Source organism: Kribbella sp. NPDC050241 (assembly GCF_044459685.1).
GTDB lineage: Bacteria > Actinomycetota > Actinomycetes > Propionibacteriales > Kribbellaceae > Kribbella.
Map to the genome: position 1 here is coordinate 790,550 of NZ_JBITJE010000001.1, position 23,582 is coordinate 814,131.

Consider the following 23,582-nt stretch of genomic DNA (forward strand, 5'->3'; position numbering starts at 1 on the left):
GGCCGCTCTCACCACCCGCGCCGTGCGGCCAGCCAGTCGAGGAAGGTCCAGGCGTAGTACCGCTGGTGCTCCCGTAGCGCCGGTGTACAGCCGGGCGGTGGTGGCAGGTCGATGTTCTTCATCATGTACGCCGCGACCGCCGCGATGTAGGAGTCGAGATGCTCACCCGGTACGTCGGCCGTCAGCGGGCTCCGGTGGACCGCGGCGAGGGTGTCGATGCCGTGGTGCTGTGCACCCGGGAGCAGACCGATCCAGTCCATCCAGCGAGGACCGAGCGCGAGCCAGTTCCAATCCACGATCCAGCAGACGCCGTCGCCGTCGATCAGCAAGTTGTCCGGTCGCAGATCGCTGTGAGTCGCCGTGTCCCCGGCGAACGCTTCCGGCGCGAGCCGAATCAGGTCGACCAGCTCAGGCAGGATCCTTGGCGCCCAGGGCTGGAGACCGGTCGGCACCGGCAATTCGCCCGCGATGATCCGGTCCGGTGTCTGCAGCGGTGCGCCGTCCTCGAGATCGCTCAGGAAACTCTTCAATCCGTCGAGCGGGCTGGGATCCATCGCGTCCGAGATCTCCTCGCAGGTCGCGGTCACCACGTCGAAGTCCGCCGCGGACCACGGCACGCCAGGCATCCGCGCGTCGACCCACTCGGACACGACAGCGAACCACTTGCTGTCCCCGTCGGCGGAGTGCGCGGTGGTGACGATCGCCGGGACCCTGATCGCCGCCGGCAACTGCGGCACGACCTCGGCCTCGCGTTGGTAGGCACGGTAGGCGTGCATCGTGTCGGCGGATGCCTTGACGAAGACCCGGCGCCCGTCAGCCAGCCGGAGCGGCGCGGCGAAGCCGCCGGTGAAGCCCGAGCTGACGGAGCGTCCCGCCTCGGCGATCTCGCTGCCCAGGGCAACGGTCAGGGCGTCACGGAGAGAGTCCGGGAGCGCGTTCCAGTCCGGGCGCAGCGAGGTTGCCGTGTAGTCGACGTCGGGTGCTCCGCTCATGCCCCAAGACCATAGAGTGCGCGGCGACCCATCGCCTGTGGTTTAGCGTGCCGCCTGTGAGTGGATCCTTGGCCTTGCATGTGCCGGACCTGGTCGGCATCTTCGTGTTCGGGATCACCGGCGCGCTGGTCGGCGTACGCAAGAAGCTGGACGTGTTCGGCATCCTGGTGCTTGCCCTGGTCACCGGGCTGGGCGGCGGCTTCCTCCGGGACGTGCTGATCGGCGACACCCCACCGGCCGCGCTGCAGGACTGGCGCTATCTGGTCGTCCCGGTCCTCGCCGGGTTGATCACGTTCTTCCTGCATCCGGGCATCGGGCGGGTCGAGAGGCTGGTGAACATCTTCGACGCCGCCGGCCTTGCGTTGTTCTGCGTGACCGGTGCGCAGAAGGCGATCGAGCACGGCCTGTCGCCACTGTCGGCCGCGCTGCTCGGCATGATCTCCGGGATCGGCGGCGGCGTGATCCGCGACCTGCTCAGCGGCCGCGTCCCCGTCGTACTGCGGTCGGAGATCTACGCCACCCCGGCGTTCCTCGGCGCCGGCATCGTCGTCGTCGCGGCCGCCTTCGAGTACGACGCGACGTGGGTACCGATCGTCGCCGCGGTGACCTGCTTCGGGGTCCGATTGCTCGCCATCCGCCGCGGCTGGAACGCGCCGCTACCCCGCAATCCGTGACGGCGGTACCCACCCGTTGACGACGGCGAGCAGCTCCACGTATCGATCCCACTGCGGACCTGCCTCGGTACGGCGAAGCGCGATCAGCCGGTCACGGAACGCCGGATCGTGCCAGAGCGGGGCGTCCGTCGCGATCGCCCGGTAGCCCGAGGCCATCCGTCGTACCGCTGCCCGGAAGTCGTCGTCCTGGACGAGCGTGGCAAGCTCCAGCCAAGCCTCGACCTGCCCCACGTCGGCGTCGTCCGGGAGCTCGGGGGTCAGGTTCTGCCGGATCGCGGCGAAGCCCGGGTCATCGCCGAGGACCGAGGTCAGGAAGTCCGCGATCAAGGTACGGCGTTCCTGCTCGGACTGAGCGGTCAGGTTGTGCATGCGTTCAAGCTCCTCCGGGGTGGAATGGCGCCGAGCGGCGATCGACAGCACGGCATGGCGCACTCGCAGGCTCTCGATCTCTACAGCCACCGCGGCGGCGTGCGCGGTCAGGACCTCACCCAGCATCCGTTCCCGCTCCAGCACCGCCCGCACTGTCGGCAGATCGATGCCCAATCCCCGCAACGTCCGAATCAACTCCAGCCGTGCCACAGCGTCCGCGTCGTACCGCCGATGCCCGGCAGTGGTCCGATGCGATGCCAGCAAGCCCAACTCGGAGTAGTGGCGCACGGCCTTCACCGACACCCCACCCAGCCGAGCCAGCTCACCGATCGAGTGCTCCATACCCACACCTTCACACCTCCCGTAACGGGAGGTGCAAGCCTAGTTGTGGGCGAAGCGGGTCTTGGGGCGCGCGAAGGTAGTGGCGAGGGCGGCGACCAGGGCACAGGTGATGCCGATGGAGAAGGGGACCCAGTAGGCGGTGGAGGGGCCCCAAACGTCTACCGCGTGGCCGGAGGCGGCGTTGCCCGGGGCTACGCCCAGGAGTATGCCGGTGACGGTCCAGGTGATCGCCTCGGTGAGGCGCTGGGGCGGGACCCACTCCTCGACGCAAGCGGTGAGGGCGACCATCGTGGGCGCGATGGTGAAGCCGCAGAAGAACAGCACCACACCGACGAGCAGCACGCTGTCGACCCAGGGGAGCGGTGCCAGGCTGACCGCGAGCAGGATCGCGCCGAACAGCAGCCGCCGTTCGACCGGAGCGCGCCAGTGGACCGAGCCGTACCAGAGACCGGCCAGCAGGCTGCCGAACGCCCACACGGCCAGTACGACGCCGGACAGCTCGGCCTGACCCTTCTCGGTGGTGAACGCGATCGTGACCACCTCAACGCCACCCAGAGTCGCGCCCAGCCCGAGACCGATCAGGCTGAGCAGCATCAGCGAGAGCCAGGGGAGTGGCGCCTGCTCAGCACCGTCGGCCTTACCGCGGCCGGGCGGGTCCGAGGCACGCAGCGACGCCAGCCAGATGCCGCCGGCCAGTCCCAGTACTCCGGCCGCGGCCAGAGCGGCGTACGGACTGGCCTGGGTGGCGAGCGTGGTGACGAGCACCGGGCCGACGATGAAGACGACCTCGTCGCCGACCGCCTCCAGCGCGAACGCGGTCTGCAGCGCCCGTCCGCGGCCGAGCAGATGGGTCCACCGCGCCCGGACGAACGACCCGACCTGCGGACGGGTGCCACCGGCAACGAACGACAGCAGGTAGAGCACCCAGGTAGCCGAGTCGGCACGGACCGCGACCAGCAGAGCCGCCAGACCGATCGTGCACAGCACGGAGCCGACGATCAGCAGCGTCCGCTGCCCGAACCGGTCGACCAGCCGCCCCTGGATCGGACCGGTCAGCGCACCGGCGATGACCGCTACGCCGGACACCGCTCCGGCCAGGCCGTACGAGCCGCTCTCCTGCGCGATCAGGATGACGATGCCCAGCCCGATCATCGAGATCGGCATACGCCCGAGGATCCCGGCGGTGAAGAACGCACTGGCACCGGGACGGCGCATGAGATGGACATAAGGCTTGAGCATGAGAGACCGGCAACACCCTAGCTGTTGGCGGTCTGAGAAACTCGGAATATGCCGTTGCCCCAGTCGCCTGCTGCTGTTCCGTACGACGCCGTCCTGTTGCTGTCCTTCGGAGGCCCCGAGAAGCCCGAGGACGTACTGCCGTTCCTGCAGAACGTGACCCGCGGCCGGGGCATCCCGGACGAGCGGCTGAAGGAGGTCGGCGAGCACTACTACGCGTTCGGCGGGAAGAGCCCGATCAACGATCAGAACCGGGCCCTGCTCGAGGCGCTGCGGGCGTCGTTCGACGAGATCGGCCTCGATCTGCCGATCTACTGGGGCAACCGCAACTGGGCGCCGTACCTGACCGACACGATGCGGGAGATGGCCGCTGACGGGATCCGCCGGGCGGTGGTGATCGTCACGTCCGCCTACCCGTCGTACTCCGGCTGCCGGCAGTACCGCGAGAACCTCGAGGACGCGGCCAAGGAGGTCCCGGACGCACCGCGGATCGACAAGCTCCGGCACTACGCGAACCACCCCGGCTTCGTCGGATCGTTCGTCGAGTCGACCGCCGAGGCACTGAGCAAGCTCCCCGAGGGCTCCGCGATCGCCTACGTGACCCACTCCATCCCGTCCGCGATGAACGCAACCAGCGGACCGGACGGCAACGGGTACGTCGACTGGCACCTCGACGTGGCCACGGAGATCACTGCCGAGATCGAGCGCCGCACCGGGCAGACCCGGCGGACCGGCCTGGTCTACTGCTCGCGCTCCGGGCCGCCGCAGGTGCCGTGGCTCGAGCCGGACGTGAACCACCACCTGAAGACCCTCGCGGACAAGGGGGTGCCGGGCGTGGCCGTCGTACCGATCGGGTTCGTGAGCGACCACATGGAGGTCATCTACGACCTCGACACCGAGGCCGCCAAGACCGCCGAGAAGCTGGGGCTGCCGATGGCCCGGGCCGCGACTCCTGGGACCGACCCGCGGTTCGTCTCGATGCTGCGTGATCTGGTCGTCGAGCGCGCCGCGGCCGAACGCGGCGAGGAGCCGGCCAGACCCTGTGTCGGCAAGCTCGGCCCGGCCTGGGACGACTGCCGCCACGACTGCTGCCCACCCCTGCGCCGACCAACTGCCAAGGAAGCCGTATGACGACCGAGAACCCCCAGGACCTCCTCAAGCTCGCGGTGGAGGTGGCGGACGAAGCGGCCCGGTTGATCGTCGAACGCCGCCGCGGCACGATCACCGTCGCCGACACCAAGAGCACAGTCACCGACGTCGTCACCGCCGTGGACCGCGAATCCGAGGAACTGATCCGGGCGCGGATCCTGCAGGCCCGGCCGGACGACTCGTTCCTCGGCGAGGAGGGCGACGACGTCGCCGGTTCGAGCGGCGTGCGCTGGGTCGTCGACCCGATCGACGGCACGGTCAACTACCTGTACGACCTCCCGACGTACGCCGTCTCGATCGCGGTCGAGTACGACGGGACGACGGTCGCCGGTGTCGTCGTCGATGCCCCGAAGGGTGAGGTGTTCACCGCCACGAAGGGCGGTGGCGCGTTCGCGGACGGCAAGCCGATCCGGGTCTCGGGCTGCACCGACCTGAGTACCGCCCTGGTCGGGACCGGCTTCGGGTACGACGCCGACCGCCGCCAGGTGCAGGCGGAGGTCGTCCAGCATCTGATCACCAAGGTCCGCGACATCCGCCGGATCGGGGTGGGCGCACTCGACCTCTGCTATGTCGCCTGCGGCCGGCTCGACGCCGTCTACGAACGCGGACTGAATCCGTGGGACTACGGAGCGGGTGCGCTGATCGCGGCCGAGGCGGGCGGGACGATCGGCGGCCTGCACGGCGCCCCGGTGTCGCCGGAGATGTCGATCGCGGCCAGTCCGGCGCTGTTCGGCCCGTTCCACGACCTGCTGGCCGAAGCGAACCCTCTGCGCGCATAGATGTCAGTTGGTGCGCATATCTGCGCAGAAGTGCGCACTAACGAGCAATTCGGTGTTCGGTCCTGACATTTGTGGAGACACGCGGGTCAATACATGGACCCCGACGCGCGCGAAGGGCCCTTCATAGGGCACAATCCCGTCCTCGGGAACGGTAGTTGCCGGTCCCGGCCTGACTGTCAAGGGTTTCGGGGGACGAAGATTCAGCGCGGTGCTTCGGCGCGGAATTTCTCGGCCGCTTTACCCGTTCAAGGGCTCAGCAGGCAACACCACGGGTATGAAGAGGGCAGGGAACACCATGGCGACTGATTACGACGCCCCGCGCAAGACGGACGAGGACGCATCCGAAGAGTCGATCGAGGAACTGAAGACTCGCCGTCACGACAAGAACTCCGGCAAGGTCGACGAGGACGAGGCCGAGGCCGCGGAGAGCTTCGAGCTGCCCGGTGCCGACCTGAGCCACGAAGAGCTGGCGGTGCGGGTGCTCCCGCGCCAGGCCGACGAGTTCACCTGTTCGAGCTGCTTCCTGGTTCACCACCGCAGTCAGCTCGCCGACACGAAGAACGGGCAGCTGATCTGCCGAGACTGCGCAGCCTGACACCAGCGCCCTTCTTCTGCTTGACCCACAGCGGGACCGTTCCCAGACCCCTGGGAACGGTCCCGCTGTTGTGTACACACCCCACCCAAGGAGCGACCACACCCCACCCACCGAGCGGAGCGACCACACCCCACCCACCGAGCGGAGCGAGGTGTGTTCTTCTGGTGTCTAGTCTTTCTCCAACTGCTTCTCGACGCTCTTGACGAGGCCACCGGGCGCCTTCGCGTCCTGCTCGTAGCCCGGCGGTGCGTACCCGGTCGACTTCAGCCAGTACGACGCCGCCCGCCGCTCCGCGAACAGCTTCGCGGCCGCCGCCGCGGCCCCACTCGCCACCGCCCAGCTGACGACCTCGGCGTACCCGCCCTGGCCGTCCTTCGGCGGCTTCCCGCCCGAGCCGATCTTCCAGGCCGTGGTCACCGCCTTGTTCACGACCAGGCCCACCACGATGCTGAACGCGGCCTGCACCAGCTTCCAGCCGATCTTCGCTCCGACCACAGCAGCCTCCCTAACGCAAGTCCCCGACAGTCAGGATCTTGCCACGCTGTGCCCCGTCAGCGCCGCTGCCAACCGGTCCGGATGCCGCGTGGCGATCACCCAGTACGGCGCTGGGTCGCGCGGATCGGTGATCTCGACCCGGACCGCGCCCCGCACGTAGCTGCGCAGCAGCAGGTAGGCCCTCGGATCGCAGTCCCGTCCGAACGCGTGCCGAGCGTCGTCACCGGTGAGCGCCTCGACCTTGCCCAGGTCCGCCCGTCCGATCACGGCCCGCCCGGCCTGCAGCCGCTCACCGTCCACCTGGACCCGCGCGGCGCCGTACTGGACGAACCAGAGGACCAGGACGAGCGCGGCGACACCACCGACGAGGGTGCCGGCGAACATCCCGACCGGCACGGTCACGATGGCGAAGAGCGTGACGACCAAAGCGACGGCGATGATCCACCAGGACACCGGCACGCTCAGGCGTTCGCGATAGAGAGGCACACCACCAGCCTGGCATGTGGGCGGTCCAGTGGCGTCGATAGGGTCTGCTCTCGTGACCGAGGTACTGATCCAGCGACTCGACCCTGACCTGCCTGTTCCGTCGTACGCGCATCCGGGGGACGCCGGCGCGGACCTGGTGGCGGCCGGCGACATCACTCTGAAGCCGGGCGAGCGCGGTCTGGTCGGCACCGGCATCGCCATCGCGCTGCAGGACGGGTACGCCGCCTTCGTGCACCCGCGGTCCGGTCTTGCGGCCAAGCACGGCGTTTCGATCGTCAACGCTCCGGGCACCGTGGACGCGGGATACCGGGGCGAGATCAAGGTGTGCCTGATCAACCTCGACCCGCACGCGGAAGTGACGCTGCGGCGCGGCGACCGGATCGCGCAGTTGGTCATCCAGCGGGTGGAGAGGGCGCGGTTCGTCGAGGTGACGTCGCTGCCGGGTTCCGCCCGCGGTGACGGGGGGTACGGCTCGACCGGCGGTTTCGGTGATGTGACACGCTGATCAGGTGCGCCCGTTGACCTGACGGATGCGCGAAACTACGGCGGCTGTACCAAGACGAACCAGGGAAGTAGAGAACAGTGATCTTCCGCCGCAAGGCCAAGAACGAAGACCCCGAGGCGACCGAGCAGGACGCCGCGCCGGAGGAACCGGCCGTCGGGCCGTTCGACTCCACCGAGGTCGACCCCGAGGTGCTCGAGGCGGAGGACCGCATCGACCTGGGCGCGCTGGTGGTCACCGGCATGCCCGGGATGGAACTGCGGCTGCAGGTCGACGAGCAGAGCGGCCAGGTGCAGGCAGTACTGCTGGTGCTGGACGACTCCGCGCTGGAACTGCGCGCGTTCGCGGCACCGAAGACGAGCGGCATCTGGTCCGAGGTACGGCGGGAGATCGCCGCCGAGGCCAGCCGGATGGGCGGTACGGCGACCGAGTCCGAGGGATCGTTCGGCACCGAACTGGTGCTGGTCGTGCCGGTCGAGGACCCGGAAGGCCAGATCTTCAGCCAGACCTCGCGGGTGCTCGGTGTGGACGGCCCGCGCTGGCTGCTGCGGGCTACCGTGCTCGGCCGCGCCGCGGTCGAACCGGACGCCGCGTCGGCGATGGAGGATGCGCTGCGCAACGTCGTCGTGGTCCGCGGGAGCGAGCCGATGGCCGTTCGCGAATCGCTGCCGTTGCGGCTCCCGCCGGGCGCTCAGCCCGCGGACGAGGAACAGGGCTGAACGGACTACACTCGACTCATGGGTAGCGACAAACCCGAGGGATTGTTTCGGCGTGCCTTCCGGGGGCTGGCCGGTGACCGGGACCAGCAGGACGCCGAGGTTCTCCAGGACTTCGCGCAGGACTGCGGTGCCCGGTCCATCACCGGCTGCCACGACCGCGAACTGGTCACGCTGTACGGCACGCTGCGCACCATCACGTTCAGCCCACGCGGCGGCGTACCGGCACTGGAGGGCGAGTTGTACGACGGCACCGGCACGGTCAAGCTGATCTGGCTCGGCCGGCGCAAGATCGCCGGGATCCACCCCGGCTCGGAACTGATCGCCTCCGGGCGGATCGGGGTCGTGGACGGTGACCGGGTGATGTTCAACCCGCGCTACGAACTCCGTCCGACGGCCGCGCATGGCTGACCCACAGTCCGGGCCACAGTCGCGTCGCGACCAGGTCGAGGAGAACCTCGAGGAGAAGCTGGTCGAGATCCTGCGCCCCGAACTCGACGCCGCCGAGCACGAACTCACCGCGGACCAGCAGCCCGCTCCGGAGCCGGAGCAGCCGGCCGAGGAGCCCGCGAAGCCGGCCCAGACCACCGACAAGGACTTCTTCCACGCGCTCGGTGGCTGGGGTGCACTGCTCGACATCGGCCTGCCCTGGATCGCGTTCCTGATCGTCTACGGCGCGACCGACCACAACCTGCGGCTCGCGCTGATCGTCGCGATCGGCTCCGGCGCTCTCGTCGCCGTACTCCGCCTGATCCGCAAGCAGCCGCTGCGCAACGTCTTCGGCGGCTTCGTCGGCGTCCTGATCTCCGCCTGGGTCGCGAACCGGACCGGCGACGCGAAGGACGTCTACGTCCCCGGCCTGCTCACGAACCTCGGGTACGGCGCTCTGTACCTGATCACCGTGCTGATCCGCTGGCCCCTGTTCGGCGTTCTGTACGGCGTGATCACCCAGACCGGCACCGCGTGGCGCAAGGACCCGGCAATGCTCAAGGGGTTCTCGCGGGCGACGCTGGTGTTCGTCGGCCTGTTCGCGATCCGCCTGATCGTCCAGGTCCCGCTGTACCTGGCCGGCTACCTGAACGCACTCGGCATCGCCAAGGTCGGCCTCGGCCTCCCGTTCTACGCCCTGGCCCTGTGGATGGCGTACGCCGTACTGCGCGGATCGCTGCCGCCGGACAAGTGGGACGAGGCACGCGACCAGGTCACCCACCTGCTCCGGGGCAACAAGAAGTAAGAGGTTCTACTCGCTCTTTCGGTGGTGCGGCGAGAGGATGTCCTCGAGCTGTTCCTCGGTTTCGTCGGCCGCGACGAACAGGAGCTCGTCGTTCAGCTCCAGCGTGCCTTCCGGGTCCGGGCGCAGGACCCGGCCCTCGCGCAGGATCACCACCAGCGCGGTGTCCAGCGGCCAGTCGATGTCGCCGACCCGCTGACCGATCATGGGGGAGTCCTCGGGCAGGGTCAGCTCGACCAGGTTCGCGTCGCCCTGGCGGAAGGTGAACAGCCGGACCAGGTCGCCGACCGAGACCGCCTCCTCGACGAGCGCGGACATGATCCGCGGCGTCGACACCGAGACGTCGACACCCCAGGCCTCGTTGAACATCCACTCGTTGCGCGGATGGTTGACCCGGGCAACGGTCCGGGGAACGCCGAACTCGGTCTTGGCGAGCAGCGAGACGACCAGGTTGACCTTGTCGTCGCCGGTGCTGGCGATCGCCACCTGGCAGCGCTGCAGCGCTGCCTCCTCCAGCGAGGAGAGCTCGCAGGCGTCGGCGAGCAGCCATTCGGCCTGCGGCACCGACTCGGCCTTGATCGCCCGCGGGTCCTTGTCGATCAGCAGCACCTCGTGGCCGTTCTCCAGCAGCTCGGCGGCGATCGAACGACCGACGTTCCCGGCACCGGCGATGGCTACCCGCATCACAGCTCCTCAGGCTTGGTGCCGAGTTGGGACTCGATCGCGGCGACGTCCCGTTCCAGCATCACGACGTGCACCAGGTCACCCTCCTGGATGACCGTGTCGGCCTTGGGCAGCACGCCTTCGCCGAGCCGGGTCAGGAACGCGACCCGGGCTCCGGTGGCCTTCTCGATGTCGAACGCGAGCCGGCCGACCCACTCGGAGTCCACATGCACCTCGGCCAGCCGGACCGTCCCGGACGGGTCGCGCCACTCCGGCTCTGACCCTTCGGGCAGCAGCCGGCGCATCATCTGGTCGACGGTCCAGCGCACGGTACCGACGGTCGGGATGCCGAGCCGCTGGTACACCTCGGCGCGTCCGGGGTCGTAGATCCGCGCGACCACGTTGCTGATGCCGAACGTCTCCCGGGCCACGCGGGCCGCCAGGATGTTCGAGTTGTCGCCGTTCGAGACCGCGGCGAACGCCTCGGCCTCCTCGATCCCGGCCTCGATCAGGATCTCCCGGTCGAAGCCCATCCCGACGATGGTCCGGCCGGTGAAGTTCGGGCTCAGCCGGCGGAAGGCGTCGGCCGACTGGTCGATGATCGCGACCGTGTGGCCCCGCTTCTCCAGGCCTCGCGCCAGCGTCGACCCGACGCGGCCGCAGCCCATGATGACGACGTGCACTCGGTGATCACTCCCTGCCCCGCCTGGGGCCGCTGGGTCGGACTCGGCAGGGATAGACGCTACACCGGACCGGGGCTCCCTCTGACATCACGGACCGCGCTTCCCTCTAACATCACCGGTGTGACCCCCGCTCTCGGCGATATCGGTAAACGGCTGCTGCTCGGACGCAAACTGCGCAGCACGCAGTTGGGCGAGACCTTGCTGCCCAAGCGCATCGCCCTCCCCGTGTTCGCCAGCGACGCGCTGTCGTCGGTCGCCTATGCCCCGGACGAGATCTTCCTGACCCTGTCGATTGCCGGTCTGGCGGCGTACAGCTATTCCTGGAAGATCGGCCTGCTGGTCGCCTTCGTGATGCTCGTCGTGGTCGCGTCGTACCGGCAGAACGTGCACGCCTACCCGTCCGGCGGCGGTGACTACGAGGTCGCCACGGTGAACATCGGGCCGTCGGCCGGACTGACCGTGGCCAGCGCGCTGATGGTGGACTACGTGATGACCGTCGCGGTGTCCATCTCGTCAGGCGTCCAGAACGCGAAGTCCGCGCTGCCGTTCCTGGCCGGCCACGAAGTGCCACTGGCGGTCGGCCTGGTCCTCCTGCTGACCGCGATGAACCTGCGCGGCGTCCGCGAGTCGGGGGCGATCTTCGCGGTCCCGACGTACATCTTCATGGTGTCGATCATCGGGATGGCGATCTGGGGCCTGATCCGGCTGACCGCGGGGAATCTGCCCATGGCCGAGAGCGCGGGGTTCGAGGTCCGCCCCGAGCCGGGGCACGAGATCTTTACCGGATTGGCCGCGGTCTTCCTGCTGGCCCGGGCGTTCTCGTCGGGCTGTGCCGCGCTGACCGGTGTCGAGGCGATCAGCAACGGCGTCCCCGCGTTCCGCAAGCCGAAGAGCAAGAACGCCGCCACCACGCTGCTGCTGCTCGGCACGGTCGCCGTCACGATGCTGATGAGCATCCTGTTCCTGGCCAACAAGATCAAGCTGAGGTTCGCCGAGGATCCGGCCACCCAGCTGTATCGCAACGGGGAGCCGGTCGGCGACAGCTACACCCAGAAGACCGTGATCGGTCAGATCAGCGACTCGGTCTTCTCGAACTTCACGCCGGGCTTCTATCTGGTGATCGGCGCGACCATGCTGATCCTGGTGCTGGCCGCGAACACCGCGTTCAACGGCTTCCCGGTCCTCGCCTCGATCCTGGCCCGGGACGGCTACCTGCCGCGTCAGTTGCACACCCGCGGCGACCGGCTGGCCTACAGCAACGGGATCATCCTGCTGGCCCTGTGCGCGATCGGGCTGATCATCGCGTTCGACGCCCAGGTCACCAAGCTGATCCAGCTGTACATCGTCGGCGTGTTCGTCAGCTTCACGCTCAGCCAGTTCGGCATGATCCGGCACTGGACCCGGCATCTGAAGACCGAGACCGACCCGGCCAAACGCCGGAAGATGATCCGGTCCCGGGTGATCAACGCGATCGGTCTGAGCCTGACCGGGATCGTGCTGATCATCGTGCTGATCACCAAGTTCACCCACGGTGCCTACATCGCGATCATCGCTATGGTGGTGCTGTTCCTGCTGATGAAGGGCATCCGCCGGCACTACAACCGGGTCAGCGAGCAGATGGCGGTCGAGGGCGACGAGCCGCTGATGCTGCCGTCCCGGGTGCATTCGATCGTGCTGGTGTCGAAGCTGCACAAGCCGACCCTGCGGGCGCTGGCGTTCGCCAAGGCGGCCCGGCCGTACATGCTCGAGGCGGTCACGGTCGACGTCGACCGAGACGAGTCGGAGGCCCTGCAGGCCGAGTGGGACAGCCGGGGTATCCCGATTCCGCTGAAGCGCCTCGCCTCGCCGTACCGGGAGATCACCCGGCCGATCCTGCAGTACGTGCGCGACATCCGGCGGCAGTCGCCGCGCGATGTGGTGATGGTCTACATCCCCGAATACGTGGTCGGGCACTGGTGGGAGCACATCCTGCACAACCAGAGCGCACTGCGGCTCAAGGGGCGGCTCTTGTTCACACCTGGTGTGATGGTTACGTCCGTTCCTTACCAGCTGATCTCTTCGCAGGTGGCCGAGGAACGGCAGGATCGGGTGGAACGGGTGGCCGGCCAGGTACGGCGTGGGGCCCGCAAGGCGTCAGGAGATCGGTGACGGACGAGGACATCGTCGGGACGGTAGTCGAGCTGGAAGTAGGACCAGTAGCGCACGGGGGACACTGTGTGGCCCGGCACGAGGGGCAGGTGGTCTTCGTCCGGCACGCGTTGCCGGGTGAGCTGGTCCATGCCCGCATCACCGAGCAGACCGCGAAGTACCTGCGGGCTGACGCCGTGCAGGTACTGACACCGTCACCGCAGCGGATCGAGGCGCCCTGCCCGTACGCCGGACCGGGGCTGTGCGGCGGGTGCGACTTCCAGCACGCCAACATCGTCGAGCAGCGGCGACTGAAGGCCACGGTGGTTTCGGACACGCTCCGGCGGATCGGTGGTATCGAGCGCACGGTGGTGATGGAGTCGCCGGGCGACGACGGCCTCGGCTGGCGCACCCGGATGCGGTACGCCGTGGTCGACGGACGACCAGGCATGTACGCGCACCGCTCGCATGACCTGATCCCGATCGAGCGGTGCCTGATCGCTCACCCGGACACGCCTGACGTACTCGGGCAGCGGTGGCCGGGCGAGTCGTCAGTGCAGGCTGTCGTGTCGTCGGAGGGCAAGACCGCCGTACTGACAGGCGAGGAGCCAGGCGGACGGGTCGTCGAGGTGGTGCGCGACCGGCGGTTCCGGGTGGAGGCCGGTGGGTTCTGGCAGGTGCATCCGGCCGCTCCGGAGACGCTGGTGGACGCCGTACTGAGCGGACTGGAGCCCTCGGCGGGCGAGACTGCGCTGGATCTGTACTCCGGGGTCGGACTGTTCGCGGCGTTCCTGGCCGAGGCGGGGTGCGCCGTACTGGCGATCGAAGGTGACAAGGACGCGGTGCGCAACGCGCGGCGGAACCTGCACGACCTGCCGGGGGTCACGCTGGAGACCGGTGACGTCGACCGCGTGCTGAACGCGGCCGCCGGGCAGGGGCTCGAACACGTGGACCTGGTCGTGCTCGACCCACCGCGGACGGGTGCCGGCAAGGACGTCGTACGCCGGATCGCGGCGCTGGCGCCGCGACGGGTGGCGTACGTGGCGTGTGACCCGGCGGCGCTGGCGCGGGATCTGAAGACGTTCGGGAAGCTCGGATACGGGATCGCGTCGCTGCGGGCGTTCGACCTCTTCGGCATGACCCACCACATCGAGTGCGTCGCCATCCTCGAGCCGGTGGACAGTGAAGTGGTGGTGTCCGGAGGGCTCGGGTAGCGTTCTGGCCCTGGATTCCAATGCGCTGGAGACCTGATGCCGCTCGTTGACCTGGACGACCCGGAGGAGTTGCGCGCCCGCTGGACCGCACTCGCCGCGGTCGCCCATGCCACCGGGTTCGACCGGCGGTGGTACGCCGACGAGGACGGGTACCACCACCAGGACGAGACCGGGTCGGTGCTGCGGATGGTGCGGCTCGAGGACGGGCGTGCGGTGCTGTTCGGGTTCCACACCCAGCACAGCCAGACGAGGCGCGCCGACCTGTTGGCGGGGTCGCCGGACTGGATCGGCCAGCCGGAGGTGCGGCGTCGCCAGACCGCCGGCGAGCTCGGGTTCGTGTACGGCGCGTTCAACGGGACGTGGGCGCGAGCGGCGTACCCGGGAGACCCGTGGCAGCCGGCCGAGGACGGGTTCACGCAGATCGGGCAGTGGATCACGTCGGACTCGGACGCTGCCGCAGAGATGATCGAGTGGGTCGCGGAGTGGGCGGACTACCTCGGTGGACTGGACGAGTTGCAGCCGTTCGGGGTGCAACTGATCCAGACCGCCGGCTCGTCCGGGATCTCCTTCGAGGCGCTGCAGGAGTTCTTCGATCACTTCGAGATCGACGCGCGGTCGCCGGTCCAGCCGGACCTGCCGTCCGGCGTCGTCGCGGCGGAGGACTTCACCCGGAACTTTGCAGTCGCGGAAAGTTTGGCCGACGACCCTGACACAGCCGAGGTGTCGGTCGTTGAGGATGTTGTGATTGGAGCATCCGACGGGCCACTCCCGGTGGACGAGGTGGACGAGCAGTCCTTCATCGTGCCTCCCGGCATCAGCCCGTTCACCGGCCAGCCGATCGACGAGGCCCCACAGGTCCCGTCGTACGAGCAGCCTGTGTACGACGAGCAGCCTGGGTATGAGGAGCCTGCGTACGAGGGGCCCGCGGTGTACCAGCAGGTCGCGTACCGGCCGGAGGCGCCGGCGGAGTACGGGGTCACCAACAAGAAGCAGGGCTGGCTGCGGCGGCGTAAGCACGACAACGTGCCTGAGCCCGAGCAGCCGACCGGTTTCGAGGGCGGTGGTGCGGCCGGTGGGCCGGCTCCTGGGACGTATCTGCCGGACGATGTGTCGGGTGGAGGGCTGCCGCTGTACGGCGGTGGGCTGCCTTCGTCGGAGCCGCCGCGTGTCGGTGGTGGGGTGCACGAGGGGGAGGACTTCTACGCGAGTCTGTTCGCGGACGGTCCCTCTGCTGCGTCGTACCAGCAGGACGCGGCTGAGCAGGACTGGGAGACCGCCGAGCAGGCCGGCTGGAGCGAGCAGGGAGCCACCAGCGAGTACAACCCGTTCGCCGACGAGCCGGCCGCACCCGAGCCTGAACCCGAACGCGAATGGGTGGGTGGCGCCTGGATCAACGGGCTGTGGGTCGAGGATCCCGCCAGCTACCACCCCGAGCCGGTCACCCCCTCCGATGACGACGAAGCCCCGACCGCAGAAATAGCCGCCGTCCCCGACGCACCCACGCCAGAGCCACAAGCAGCCCAGTCGCCTTTCGCGCCGGTCAACCCAGGACCCCAGCAGTCACCATTCGTCGCCGAGGTCGCACGCGACGAGGCTGTCCCCCCACGCGACCAGGCCGGCGCTGCGCAGGGCGAGGCCGGCGTTGCGCGGGGCGAGGTGGACTCGTCCGAGGATCAGGACGACGAGGAGTTGGCGTCGTTCACCGGGCCGTCGCCGTTCGCGCCGGTGGCAGTGGAGGAGCCCGAGGACGATCAGACCGCTGAGGTTCCCGCGGTTCGGGTCGACGAGCTGGACGACCAGACGGCCGAGGTCCCGGCCGTGTCCGCGGAGCTGCCTGAGGCTCCGGTCGAGGCTAAGGCTCAAGTCGAGCCTCACCCTCAACCGCAACCGTGGCCGCAGCCCCAGCCGGAGCCTTGGCCGCAACCAGAGCCCCACCCGGCGCCCTGGCCGCAACCGGACCCACAGCCGTCGCCAACACCGGACCCGTTCCCGCGCCCCGAGCCCCACCCGGAGCCCGCGCCGCACCCGACACCGGACCCGCAGCCGCACCCAGAGCCAGATCCGGACCCCCAGCCATGGCCCGACCCCGAGCCAGAACCACTCACCCCGGAACCGGACCCAACCCCTCAGCCACAACCAGAGCCCGATCCAGACCAAGGGCCCTGGTCGGCCCCCGACCCCAACCAGTGGACCCAGCCCCACGCCGAGCCCCGTCCGGACCCGAACCACCGGACCCAGCCCGGCCCCGGGCCTCAGCACGACCCGAACCACTGGCCCCGGTCGGAGCCGGCTTCACAGCCGGAGCGCGAGCACGAGCGGTGGGCTCAGCCCGTGTCCGAGGCCGCCCACTACCAGCAGCCAGAGCAGGAGACCGCGCCCTGGCACCAGCCGGATCCGGAAGACGAGCGGTGGGGACAGGCTGAACCTGCACAAGCGCGGGAGCACTGGGCTCAGGCCGAGCCGGAGTCGGCTCCGCACGCGTCGGCTGCACAGGCGTCGGGGTCGGACGTGTGGGACGAGTCCCCGGGCGGGGCCTGGCAGGCGGAGGACGCTGGTGCGTACTCCGTGCCGGTGGCGGATGCGGACGCGCCGACCGGGGAGATCCCGGTGATCGAGGACGACGTCGCCGTGGGGCCCACGCCGATCGTGAATGCGCACGAGGCGACCGCGGCCTCAGGTCCGATGGACGACGAGGTGCCGACCGGCCCCGTGCCTGTGGTGAACGCCGACGCCAGATCCCAGAACGACGACGTGCCCACCGGGTCCGTCACGGCGGTCGGAGCCGCCAACTTCCCGACTACGGATAACGACGACGTGCCGACCGGGTCGGTCGTGCAGGCGAATGGCTTCCCGGGTGCGAACAACGACGACGTGCCGACCGGGTCGGTCGTGCACGCGAATGGCTTCCGGGGTGTGGATGACGACGACGTGCCGACCGGGTCTGTGCCGGTCGTGCAGGCGAACGGCTTTCCGGGTGCGGACGACGATGTGCCGACTGGATCTGTGCCGGTCGTGGCGGCCGACGGCTTCTCGGATGACGACACGCCGACGGGTGCCGTGCCGGTGGTGGGTGCGGATGACGATGACACGCCGACGGGTGCCGTACCGGTGGTCGGCGCCGACGGCCCGCCGGAGTCGGATGGGGTGCCGAACGGGGTCAGTCCAGATGTAGGTGTCCCGGCTGCTCGGGTCATCGATCGGATGTCGATCCCTGGGCTCGCGCTGGCGGGTTCTGACGGGCCGGGCATCGAGCTCGTGCCAGGGTCCATCGAGGAAGCGCTGCGAGCCGAGGTGGAGCGTCCCCGGCCGCGACCGCAGGAGTCGGTGGCGTTCGAGGCGCTGCATGCGTGGTGCCGCGCGAGGACCGCGATCACCCCATCGGGGTTCACCATCCAGGTCCAGGTGCTCGACCCGGCCGCGCCGTCGTACCGGTTCGACCTGGAGCCTCCGGACGTGGACGACCCGGAGTTCGCCGCGGACAAGCTGAGCGGGCTGCTCGGCGACCTGTGGGTGACCGAGGCGGAGAGCGAGCTCGGCGGTTGGTTGTTCGCACGGATCGACGCGGCGGGCCGGACCATGCGGGTGGATCGGTGGTACGACCGCGTCCCGGACTGGTGGGACAACCCGGTCGAGCCGCGGCTCGACGTCAACGGTCTGGTCCGGCGGCTGTACGGTCGCGGTCCCCAGTGGCAACCGTCGTACCTGGAGAGGCTGTACACGAGCGCAAGATAGCGTTGGCGCCATGCTTCTCAGGATCTTCACCGAACCCCAGCAAGGTGCCTCGTACGACGATCTGCTCGCGGTGGCACGCAAGACCGAGGAGAACGGGTTCGACGCGTTCTTCCGGTCCGACCACTATCTGGTGATGGGCGACCACGACGGCCTGCCAGGACCGACCGACGCGTGGATCACGCTGGCCGGCCTGGCCCGTGAGACGCAGCGGATCAAGCTCGGCACGCTCGTCAGTTCGGCGACGTACCGCAATCCGGGCGTGCTCGCGATCACGGTCGCGCAGGTGGACCAGATGAGCGGCGGCCGCGCCGAGCTGGGCCTCGGGGCCGGCTGGTACGAGGCGGAGCACAAGGCGTACGGCTTGGACTTCCCGGACACCCCTGGCCGCTTCGACCTGCTGACCGAGCAGCTCGAGCTGATCACCGGCCTGTGGGACACGCCGGTGGGGGACAAGTACGACTTCGTCGGCAAGCACTACCAGCTGACCGACTCGCCGGCGCTGCCGAAGCCGGTCCAGCAGCCACACCCGCCGGTCATTGTCGGCGGTGCGGGCAAGAAGCGTACGCCGGCCCTCGCGGCGCAGTACGCGAGTGAGTTCAACGCCGGGTTCCGCTCGGTCGAGGAGACCGAGACGCTCTTCAAGCGGGTCCAGGCGGCCTGCGAGACAGCCGGCCGCGACCCCCAGACGCTCGCCCTCTCGACCGCACACACCGTTGTCGTCGGCAAGGACGACGCGGAGGTCAGGCGGCGCGCCGACGCGATCGGCCGCGACGTCGACGACCTGAGGCAGAACTCGATCGCCGGCACCCCCGCCGAGGTCGTCGATCGCCTCGGCCGGTTCGCCGCGGCCGGATCGCAGCGCCAGTACGTCCAGATCATGGACCTGCAGGACCTGGACCACCTCGACCTCATCGCCGCCGAGGTTCTTCCACAGGTTTCCTGAAGGTTCACGAGGGTGGCTCGATGTCGTGTATCTTGATGTCGAGAGAGTTTGTGGCGCGAGGTTAGGGAGACCTGACCTCGCGGCCGGGCCGGGTGCTCGGCAGGATGGGTTCAGCGAACAGGACCGGATAGAGGAGCAGGCTGATGGCCAGCGTCGACAGCTTCGGTGCCAAGGGTGCACTCGAGGTCAACGGACAGTCGTACGAGATCTTCAGGTTGGCGGGCATCGAGGGCGCGGACACGTTGCCATACTCGCTCAAGGTGCTGCTGGAGAACCTGCTGCGCACCGAGGACGGCGCGAACATCACCGCCGAGCACATCACCAAGCTCGGCAGCTGGGACCAGAACGCGGCGCCCGACACCGAGATCCAGTTCACCCCGGCCCGGGTGATCATGCAGGACTTCACCGGTGTGCCGTGTGTGGTCGACCTGGCCACCATGCGCGAGGCGGTCGCCGAGCTCGGTGGCGACCCGACCAAGATCAACCCGCTCGCCCCGGCCGAGCTGGTCATCGACCACTCGGTCATCACCGACGTCTTCGGCCGGCCGGACGCGTTCGAGCGCAACGTCGAGTTCGAGTACCAGCGCAACGGTGAGCGCTACCAGTTCCTCCGCTGGGGCCAGACCGCGTTCGACGACTTCAAGGTCGTCCCGCCGGGCACCGGCATCGTGCACCAGGTGAACATCGAGCACCTCGCCCGCACCGTCATGGTCCGTGACGGTGTGGCCTACCCCGACACCTGCGTCGGCACCGACAGCCACACCACGATGGTGAACGGCCTCGGTGTGCTCGGCTGGGGCGTCGGCGGCATCGAGGCCGAGGCGGCCATGCTCGGCCAGCCCGTGTCGATGCTGATCCCGAAGGTCGTCGGCTTCAAGCTGACCGGCGCGGTGCCGGCCGGTGCGACCGCGACCGACGTGGTGCTCACCATCACCCAGCAACTGCGCAAGCACGGCGTGGTCGGCAAGTTCGTCGAGTTCTACGGCGAGGGTGTCGCGGCCGTGCCGCTGGCGAACCGCGCCACGATCGGCAACATGAGCCCGGAGTTCGGCTCCACCTGCGCGATCTTCCCGATCGACGACGTGACGCTGGACTACCTGCGGCTGACCGGTCGCAGCGACCAGGACGTCGCGCTGGTCGAGGCGTACGCCAAGGAGCAGGGCCTGTGGCACGACCAGTCGGTCGAGCCGCGGTTCTCGGAGTACCTCGAGCTGGACCTGTCGACCGTCGTACCGTCGATCGCCGGGCCGAAGCGGCCGCAGGACCGGGTCGCGCTGAGCGAGGCCAAGGAGGCGTTCCGCGGTGCGCTGACCGACTACGCGACCGAGGAGCTGGACGTCGACCCGTCGGAGACCGGGAGCTTCCCGGCCAGCGACGCGCCGAACGGTCACGGCAACGTGAACGACGAACCGCACGTGCCGCACGGCGGCCCGGGGCGTCCGTCGAAGAAGACCACGATCAGCATGGACGGCGCGGAGATCGAGCTCGACCACGGCCACGTCGTGATCGCGAGCATCACCTCCTGCACCAACACGTCGAACCCGTCGGTGATGCTGGCGGCCGCCCTGCTGGCGAAGAACGCGGTCGACAAGGGCCTGGCGTCCAAGCCGTGGGTGAAGACGTCGCTCGCGCCCGGGTCGAAGGTCGTCACCGACTACTACGAGAAGGCCGGCGTCACGCCGTACCTGGAGAAGCTCGGGTTCCACCTCGTCGGCTACGGCTGCACCACCTGCATCGGTAACTCCGGCCCACTGCCCGAGCCCGTCTCGGCCGGCGTGCAGGAGGCCGACCTGGCGGTCGTCTCGGTGCTGTCCGGGAACCGGAACTTCGAGGGCCGGATCAACCCCGACGTCAAGATGAACTACCTGGCGAGCCCGCCGCTGGTGATCGCCTACGCGCTGGCCGGGACGATGGACTTCGACTTCGAGACCGATGCCCTGGGCAAGGACACCGACGGCAACGACGTGTTCCTGAAGGACATCTGGCCGGCCGCGGACGAGGTCGAGCAGGTGATCGCCTCCTCGATCAGCAAGGAGATGTTCACCAAGGACTACGCCGACGTGTTCGCCGGTGACGAGCGCTGGCAGTCGCTGCCGACGCCCGAGGGCAAGACCTTCGCCTGGGACGCCGACTCGACGTACGTGCGCAAGCCTCCGTACTTCGACGGGATGGCGAAGGACCCGGAGCCGGTCACCGACATCGCCGGTGCCCGGGTGCTGGCCAAGCTGGGCGACTCGGTCACCACCGACCACATCTCCCCGGCCGGTTCGATCAAGGCCGACAGCCCGGCCGGCACGTACCTGGCCGACCACGGCGTCGCGCGCAAGGACTTCAACTCGTACGGGTCGCGCCGCGGCAACCACGAGGTGATGATCCGCGGCACGTTCGCGAACATCCGGCTGCGCAACCAGATCGCCCCCGGCACCGAGGGCGGCTTCACCCGCGACTTCACCAAGGACGACGCCCCCGTCACCTCGATCTACGATGCGGCGCAGTCGTACGCCGAGGCCGGTACGCCGCTGGTGATCCTGGCCGGCAAGGAGTACGGCTCGGGTTCGTCGCGGGACTGGGCCGCCAAGGGTACGGCGCTGCTCGGCGCGAAGGCCGTGATCACCGAGTCCTTCGAGCGAATCCACCGGTCGAACCTGATCGGTATGGGTGTTCTCCCGCTGCAGTACCCCGAAGGTGAGACCGCCGAGTCGCTCGGCCTGACCGGCGAGGAGACGTTCGACATCACCGGCGTCACCGCGCTGAACGACGGAGAAGTCCCGAGCACCGTGCACGTCAAGGTGACCTCGCCCGACGGCTCTGTGAAGGAGTTCGACGCCGTGGTCCGGATCGACACCCCAGGAGAGGCCGACTACTACCGCAACGGCGGCATCCTGCAGTACGTGCTCCGTTCCCTGATCGCGGGCTGACAGCAAGCGGGCTGACAGCAACAAAAGTACGGCGTACCCCGGCCCCTCAACCGGAGTACGCCGTACTCGTCTGTGGACTACTTGCAGCCGAGCCCGTCCACGTAGCCGAGCTCCGCATCGGGGGTCCTCGTCAGCCCTGCCGGCGCCTGGTCCTTCGCGATGCTGTCGGCGTAGGACCAGAGCACGCGCGGGTAGTCGCCGCCCTTGGCCATCTCCTTCAGGATCGGCCAGCTGTGGCTGGTCTTCATCGCGGCGACCGCTTCGGCAACCTTCGCCTTGTCACCGGACTTCTTCGCCGCGGTCCACTGGTTCAGCCACGCGCAGCTGACGGCACCGGTGACGCGGGCTCCGACCTGGTACCGGTCGTTGACGGTCTGCTGGTAGAGCGGCGCCTTGTCGAACCCGTCCGGCAGCGGCAGGCCTTCGAGCATCCCGTCGACGGCCTTCTTGTTGTCGGCCGGCTTGACCGCTGACGCGGGCAGGGCATCGAGCCACTCGTCGACGCCGACCGACTTCAGCTTCCCGATCAGCTCCCGGTACGCCGCCTCCGAGCCGAGGTCGGCGCGGATCTCGAGGAAGTTGTTGCCTTTCGGCTCCAGGATCGTGGTGAAGTCCGTGGAGTCGCCGTACCGGAAGATCGTCCCGTGCTGGCCGAGGAGCTCGATCGGCTGGTGGGTGTTGTCGTGGGCCCGGTCGTCGGAGTACGTCCGGTACTGGCTCGCCGGCCGCCAGAACACGTCGAGGCGCTGGTTGCCGTGGGCAAATGCCATCTCACCGAGGTCGGCGGTGAACTCGTCGACCCGGCTGACCTTCCAGCCGGGCGCGTCGACGAGCAGCCGCTGGTTCGCCTCCGCGACCGCGCGGACCTCGGCGGCGTACGCAGAGGTGGGAGCGGCGGGGTTGCCGCGCGGGAAGAACACACCGGTGAGCGCGATGACGATCGCCGCCGCGGCGGCGACGAGGACAATGACGCGTCGCCGGCGGTTCGGTCTCAGCTCGGGGGTCGGTGCGGTGGTGGTCACGATCTCCTCCAACAGGTCGGACGCGGCGGCATCGGCCGGCAGTCGCCGGACCGAGTCGTCGCCGAACGGGTTGGCCCGCGCGAGCAGCCGGTCGAGCTCGTGGTCGTTCATTGCTCCTCCTGAACCGCTGGCGCGTGCTTGTCATCCCGTACGTGTCCGGCACCGGTGAAAGCGTCTCCGACGACCTGGCGCAATCTCGCCCGGGCCCGGTGCAACCTGGTCCGGACGGTGCGGGCCGGGACACCGAGCACGACCGCGGCCTCGCGCGGATCGAGGCCGTCCCAGCCGGTGAGCATGAGCAGTTCCCGATCGCTGTCGCTCAACTGGGCGAGTGCCTCCCGGATCGCGACCGCGGAGTCGGCCAGGCTGGTCTGGTCCGGCGCGGCGTCGGCCAGTTGCAAGCGCAGCCGCTCGGCCAGCCGGTCCCGCCGGATCTCGCCGCGCCGGTGGTTGGCGAGGACGCGGCGGGCCACGCCGTACAGGTACAGCCGCGCGGTGCCGTCGACCGGTACCTCTTCGAACCGGCGCCAGGCCACGAGCATGGTGTCCGCGACGATATCGGCGGCGTCGTCGGGCGACGCCACGCGTCGCAGCGCGTAGCCGAGCAGCTGCCGGTAGTTGTCCTCGAAGAGCTCGCGGAAGCGGAGTTCACGATCCGAAACGGCGCGAAGTGCCACCGGTCGGGGTCGGGGTGGACTCGGCGTACTCGTCATA

The 23,582-nt window shown here is 69.1% G+C and carries 22 protein-coding genes; 13 read left to right on the forward strand and 9 right to left on the reverse strand.

The features are described 5' to 3' along the window. Positions 1–8 precede the first annotated feature (8 nt). Positions 9–992, reverse strand: coding sequence for a phosphotransferase family protein (locus ACIBG5_RS03620; protein WP_396389866.1), 984 nt, complete (start codon positions 990–992; stop codon positions 9–11). 56 nt (positions 993–1,048) lie between these two features. Here ACIBG5_RS03620 and ACIBG5_RS03625 point away from each other — a divergent pair, with 56 nt between their 5' ends. After that, positions 1,049–1,666: a trimeric intracellular cation channel family protein gene (locus tag ACIBG5_RS03625; protein ID WP_396389868.1), complete on the forward strand. Its 618-nt coding sequence runs from the start codon at positions 1,049–1,051 to the stop codon at positions 1,664–1,666. Here ACIBG5_RS03625 and ACIBG5_RS03630 read toward each other — a convergent pair. Both ACIBG5_RS03630 and ACIBG5_RS03635 read right to left on the reverse strand, forming a co-directional pair. Continuing rightward, a complete protein-coding gene (locus tag ACIBG5_RS03630; RefSeq protein ID WP_396389869.1) occupies positions 1,649–2,377 on the reverse strand; it encodes a MerR family transcriptional regulator in 729 nt (242 codons plus the stop codon). The two genes, ACIBG5_RS03625 and ACIBG5_RS03630, sit on opposite strands and share 18 nt — an antisense overlap. Positions 2,378–2,416: 39 nt before the next feature. Beyond that, positions 2,417–3,616 (reverse strand): MFS transporter, encoded by a 1,200-nt coding sequence (locus ACIBG5_RS03635; protein ID WP_396389870.1) that lies wholly within the window; start codon positions 3,614–3,616, stop codon positions 2,417–2,419. 48 nt (positions 3,617–3,664) lie between these two features. Between ACIBG5_RS03635 and ACIBG5_RS03640 the strand changes: the two genes are divergently transcribed. From ACIBG5_RS03640 to ACIBG5_RS03650, 3 genes are all read left to right on the forward strand, one after another. Further along, positions 3,665–4,744 (forward strand): ferrochelatase, encoded by a 1,080-nt coding sequence (locus ACIBG5_RS03640; protein WP_396389871.1) that lies wholly within the window; start codon positions 3,665–3,667, stop codon positions 4,742–4,744. Beyond that, complete coding sequence (locus ACIBG5_RS03645) at positions 4,741–5,541, forward strand: inositol monophosphatase family protein (protein WP_396389872.1); 801 nt, start codon at positions 4,741–4,743, stop codon at positions 5,539–5,541. The genes ACIBG5_RS03640 and ACIBG5_RS03645 overlap by 4 nt, the downstream gene beginning before the upstream one ends. Positions 5,542–5,836: 295 nt before the next feature. Further along, positions 5,837–6,136 (forward strand): DUF4193 domain-containing protein, encoded by a 300-nt coding sequence (locus tag ACIBG5_RS03650; RefSeq protein WP_131352267.1) that lies wholly within the window; start codon positions 5,837–5,839, stop codon positions 6,134–6,136. Between the two features lie 168 nt (positions 6,137–6,304). Here the strand turns inward: ACIBG5_RS03650 and ACIBG5_RS03655 are convergent, their stop codons facing one another. Beyond that, positions 6,305–6,631: a DUF4235 domain-containing protein gene (locus ACIBG5_RS03655; protein WP_396389873.1), complete on the reverse strand. Its 327-nt coding sequence runs from the start codon at positions 6,629–6,631 to the stop codon at positions 6,305–6,307. A gap of 30 nt (positions 6,632–6,661) precedes the next feature. Beyond that, positions 6,662–7,117, reverse strand: coding sequence for a DUF3093 domain-containing protein (locus ACIBG5_RS03660; protein ID WP_396389874.1), 456 nt, complete (start codon positions 7,115–7,117; stop codon positions 6,662–6,664). A gap of 52 nt (positions 7,118–7,169) precedes the next feature. On the opposite strand from ACIBG5_RS03660, the gene dut reads away from it, so the two are divergent. The 4 genes from dut to ACIBG5_RS03680 all read left to right on the forward strand — a co-directional run bounded on the left by dut (position 7,170) and on the right by ACIBG5_RS03680 (position 9,569). Further along, positions 7,170–7,622, forward strand: a complete 453-nt coding sequence (gene dut, locus ACIBG5_RS03665) for a dUTP diphosphatase (protein WP_396389876.1) — start codon at positions 7,170–7,172, stop codon at positions 7,620–7,622. Positions 7,623–7,699: 77 nt separating this feature from the next. Continuing rightward, a complete protein-coding gene (locus ACIBG5_RS03670; protein ID WP_396389877.1) occupies positions 7,700–8,338 on the forward strand; it encodes a DUF3710 domain-containing protein in 639 nt (212 codons plus the stop codon). Positions 8,339–8,356: 18 nt separating this feature from the next. Next, positions 8,357–8,746: an OB-fold nucleic acid binding domain-containing protein gene (locus ACIBG5_RS03675; RefSeq protein WP_360439694.1), complete on the forward strand. Its 390-nt coding sequence runs from the start codon at positions 8,357–8,359 to the stop codon at positions 8,744–8,746. Continuing rightward, the gene (locus ACIBG5_RS03680; RefSeq protein ID WP_396389879.1) at positions 8,739–9,569 is read left to right on the forward strand and encodes a DUF3159 domain-containing protein; all 831 of its coding nucleotides are present in this window, start codon (positions 8,739–8,741) and stop codon (positions 9,567–9,569) included. Before ACIBG5_RS03675 ends, ACIBG5_RS03680 begins: the two co-directional genes overlap by 8 nt. Positions 9,570–9,575: 6 nt before the next feature. On the opposite strand, the gene ACIBG5_RS03685 is transcribed toward ACIBG5_RS03680, so the two are convergent. Both ACIBG5_RS03685 and ACIBG5_RS03690 read right to left on the reverse strand, forming a co-directional pair. Continuing rightward, on the reverse strand, positions 9,576–10,250 hold the full coding sequence (locus tag ACIBG5_RS03685) for a TrkA family potassium uptake protein (RefSeq protein ID WP_131352281.1): 675 nt from the start codon (positions 10,248–10,250) through the stop codon (positions 9,576–9,578). Beyond that, entirely contained in the window at positions 10,250–10,912 is a 663-nt protein-coding gene (locus tag ACIBG5_RS03690) for a TrkA family potassium uptake protein (protein ID WP_360439688.1), read from the reverse strand. The genes ACIBG5_RS03685 and ACIBG5_RS03690 overlap by 1 nt, the downstream gene beginning before the upstream one ends. A gap of 120 nt (positions 10,913–11,032) precedes the next feature. On the opposite strand from ACIBG5_RS03690, the gene ACIBG5_RS03695 reads away from it, so the two are divergent. The 5 genes from ACIBG5_RS03695 to acnA all read left to right on the forward strand — a co-directional run bounded on the left by ACIBG5_RS03695 (position 11,033) and on the right by acnA (position 21,846). Continuing rightward, complete coding sequence (locus ACIBG5_RS03695) at positions 11,033–13,060, forward strand: APC family permease (protein WP_396389881.1); 2,028 nt, start codon at positions 11,033–11,035, stop codon at positions 13,058–13,060. After that, complete coding sequence (locus tag ACIBG5_RS03700; protein ID WP_360439682.1) at positions 13,057–14,253, forward strand: class I SAM-dependent RNA methyltransferase; 1,197 nt, start codon at positions 13,057–13,059, stop codon at positions 14,251–14,253. Before ACIBG5_RS03695 ends, ACIBG5_RS03700 begins: the two co-directional genes overlap by 4 nt. A 36-nt stretch (positions 14,254–14,289) precedes the next feature. Then, complete coding sequence (locus tag ACIBG5_RS03705) at positions 14,290–17,985, forward strand: hypothetical protein (protein WP_396389882.1); 3,696 nt, start codon at positions 14,290–14,292, stop codon at positions 17,983–17,985. Positions 17,986–17,995: 10 nt separating this feature from the next. After that, a complete protein-coding gene (locus tag ACIBG5_RS03710; RefSeq protein ID WP_396389883.1) occupies positions 17,996–18,928 on the forward strand; it encodes an LLM class F420-dependent oxidoreductase in 933 nt (310 codons plus the stop codon). A 143-nt stretch (positions 18,929–19,071) separates the two neighbouring features. Beyond that, positions 19,072–21,846, forward strand: coding sequence for an aconitate hydratase AcnA (gene acnA, locus ACIBG5_RS03715; RefSeq protein WP_396389884.1), 2,775 nt, complete (start codon positions 19,072–19,074; stop codon positions 21,844–21,846). A gap of 77 nt (positions 21,847–21,923) precedes the next feature. On the opposite strand, the gene ACIBG5_RS03720 is transcribed toward acnA, so the two are convergent. Next, positions 21,924–22,979, reverse strand: a complete 1,056-nt coding sequence (locus tag ACIBG5_RS03720) for a hypothetical protein (RefSeq protein WP_396389885.1) — start codon at positions 22,977–22,979, stop codon at positions 21,924–21,926. Further along, the gene (locus tag ACIBG5_RS03725) at positions 22,976–23,581 is read right to left on the reverse strand and encodes an RNA polymerase sigma factor (protein ID WP_396389886.1); all 606 of its coding nucleotides are present in this window, start codon (positions 23,579–23,581) and stop codon (positions 22,976–22,978) included. The genes ACIBG5_RS03720 and ACIBG5_RS03725 overlap by 4 nt, the downstream gene beginning before the upstream one ends. Position 23,582 lies beyond the last annotated feature (1 nt).

Excerpts from the sequence above, each read along its gene's own strand:
- ACIBG5_RS03720 (WP_396389885.1), bottom strand. The coding sequence starts at position 22,979 with ATGAACGACCACGAGCTCGACCGGCTGCTCGCGCGGGCCAACCCGTTC.
- acnA (WP_396389884.1), top strand. The coding sequence starts at position 19,072 with ATGGCCAGCGTCGACAGCTTCGGTGCCAAGGGTGCACTCGAGGTCAAC.
- ACIBG5_RS03680 (WP_396389879.1), top strand. The coding sequence starts at position 8,739 with ATGGCTGACCCACAGTCCGGGCCACAGTCGCGTCGCGACCAGGTCGAG.
- ACIBG5_RS03675 (WP_360439694.1), top strand. The coding sequence starts at position 8,357 with ATGGGTAGCGACAAACCCGAGGGATTGTTTCGGCGTGCCTTCCGGGGG.
- ACIBG5_RS03620 (WP_396389866.1), bottom strand. The coding sequence starts at position 992 with ATGAGCGGAGCACCCGACGTCGACTACACGGCAACCTCGCTGCGCCCG.
- ACIBG5_RS03635 (WP_396389870.1), bottom strand. The coding sequence starts at position 3,616 with ATGCTCAAGCCTTATGTCCATCTCATGCGCCGTCCCGGTGCCAGTGCG.
- ACIBG5_RS03685 (WP_131352281.1), bottom strand. The coding sequence starts at position 10,250 with ATGCGGGTAGCCATCGCCGGTGCCGGGAACGTCGGTCGTTCGATCGCC.
- ACIBG5_RS03630 (WP_396389869.1), bottom strand. The coding sequence starts at position 2,377 with ATGGAGCACTCGATCGGTGAGCTGGCTCGGCTGGGTGGGGTGTCGGTG.
- ACIBG5_RS03645 (WP_396389872.1), top strand. The coding sequence starts at position 4,741 with ATGACGACCGAGAACCCCCAGGACCTCCTCAAGCTCGCGGTGGAGGTG.
- ACIBG5_RS03710 (WP_396389883.1), top strand. The coding sequence starts at position 17,996 with ATGCTTCTCAGGATCTTCACCGAACCCCAGCAAGGTGCCTCGTACGAC.
- ACIBG5_RS03650 (WP_131352267.1), top strand. The coding sequence starts at position 5,837 with ATGGCGACTGATTACGACGCCCCGCGCAAGACGGACGAGGACGCATCC.
- ACIBG5_RS03725 (WP_396389886.1), bottom strand. The coding sequence starts at position 23,581 with ATGACGAGTACGCCGAGTCCACCCCGACCCCGACCGGTGGCACTTCGC.
- ACIBG5_RS03640 (WP_396389871.1), top strand. The coding sequence starts at position 3,665 with ATGCCGTTGCCCCAGTCGCCTGCTGCTGTTCCGTACGACGCCGTCCTG.
- ACIBG5_RS03705 (WP_396389882.1), top strand. The coding sequence starts at position 14,290 with ATGCCGCTCGTTGACCTGGACGACCCGGAGGAGTTGCGCGCCCGCTGG.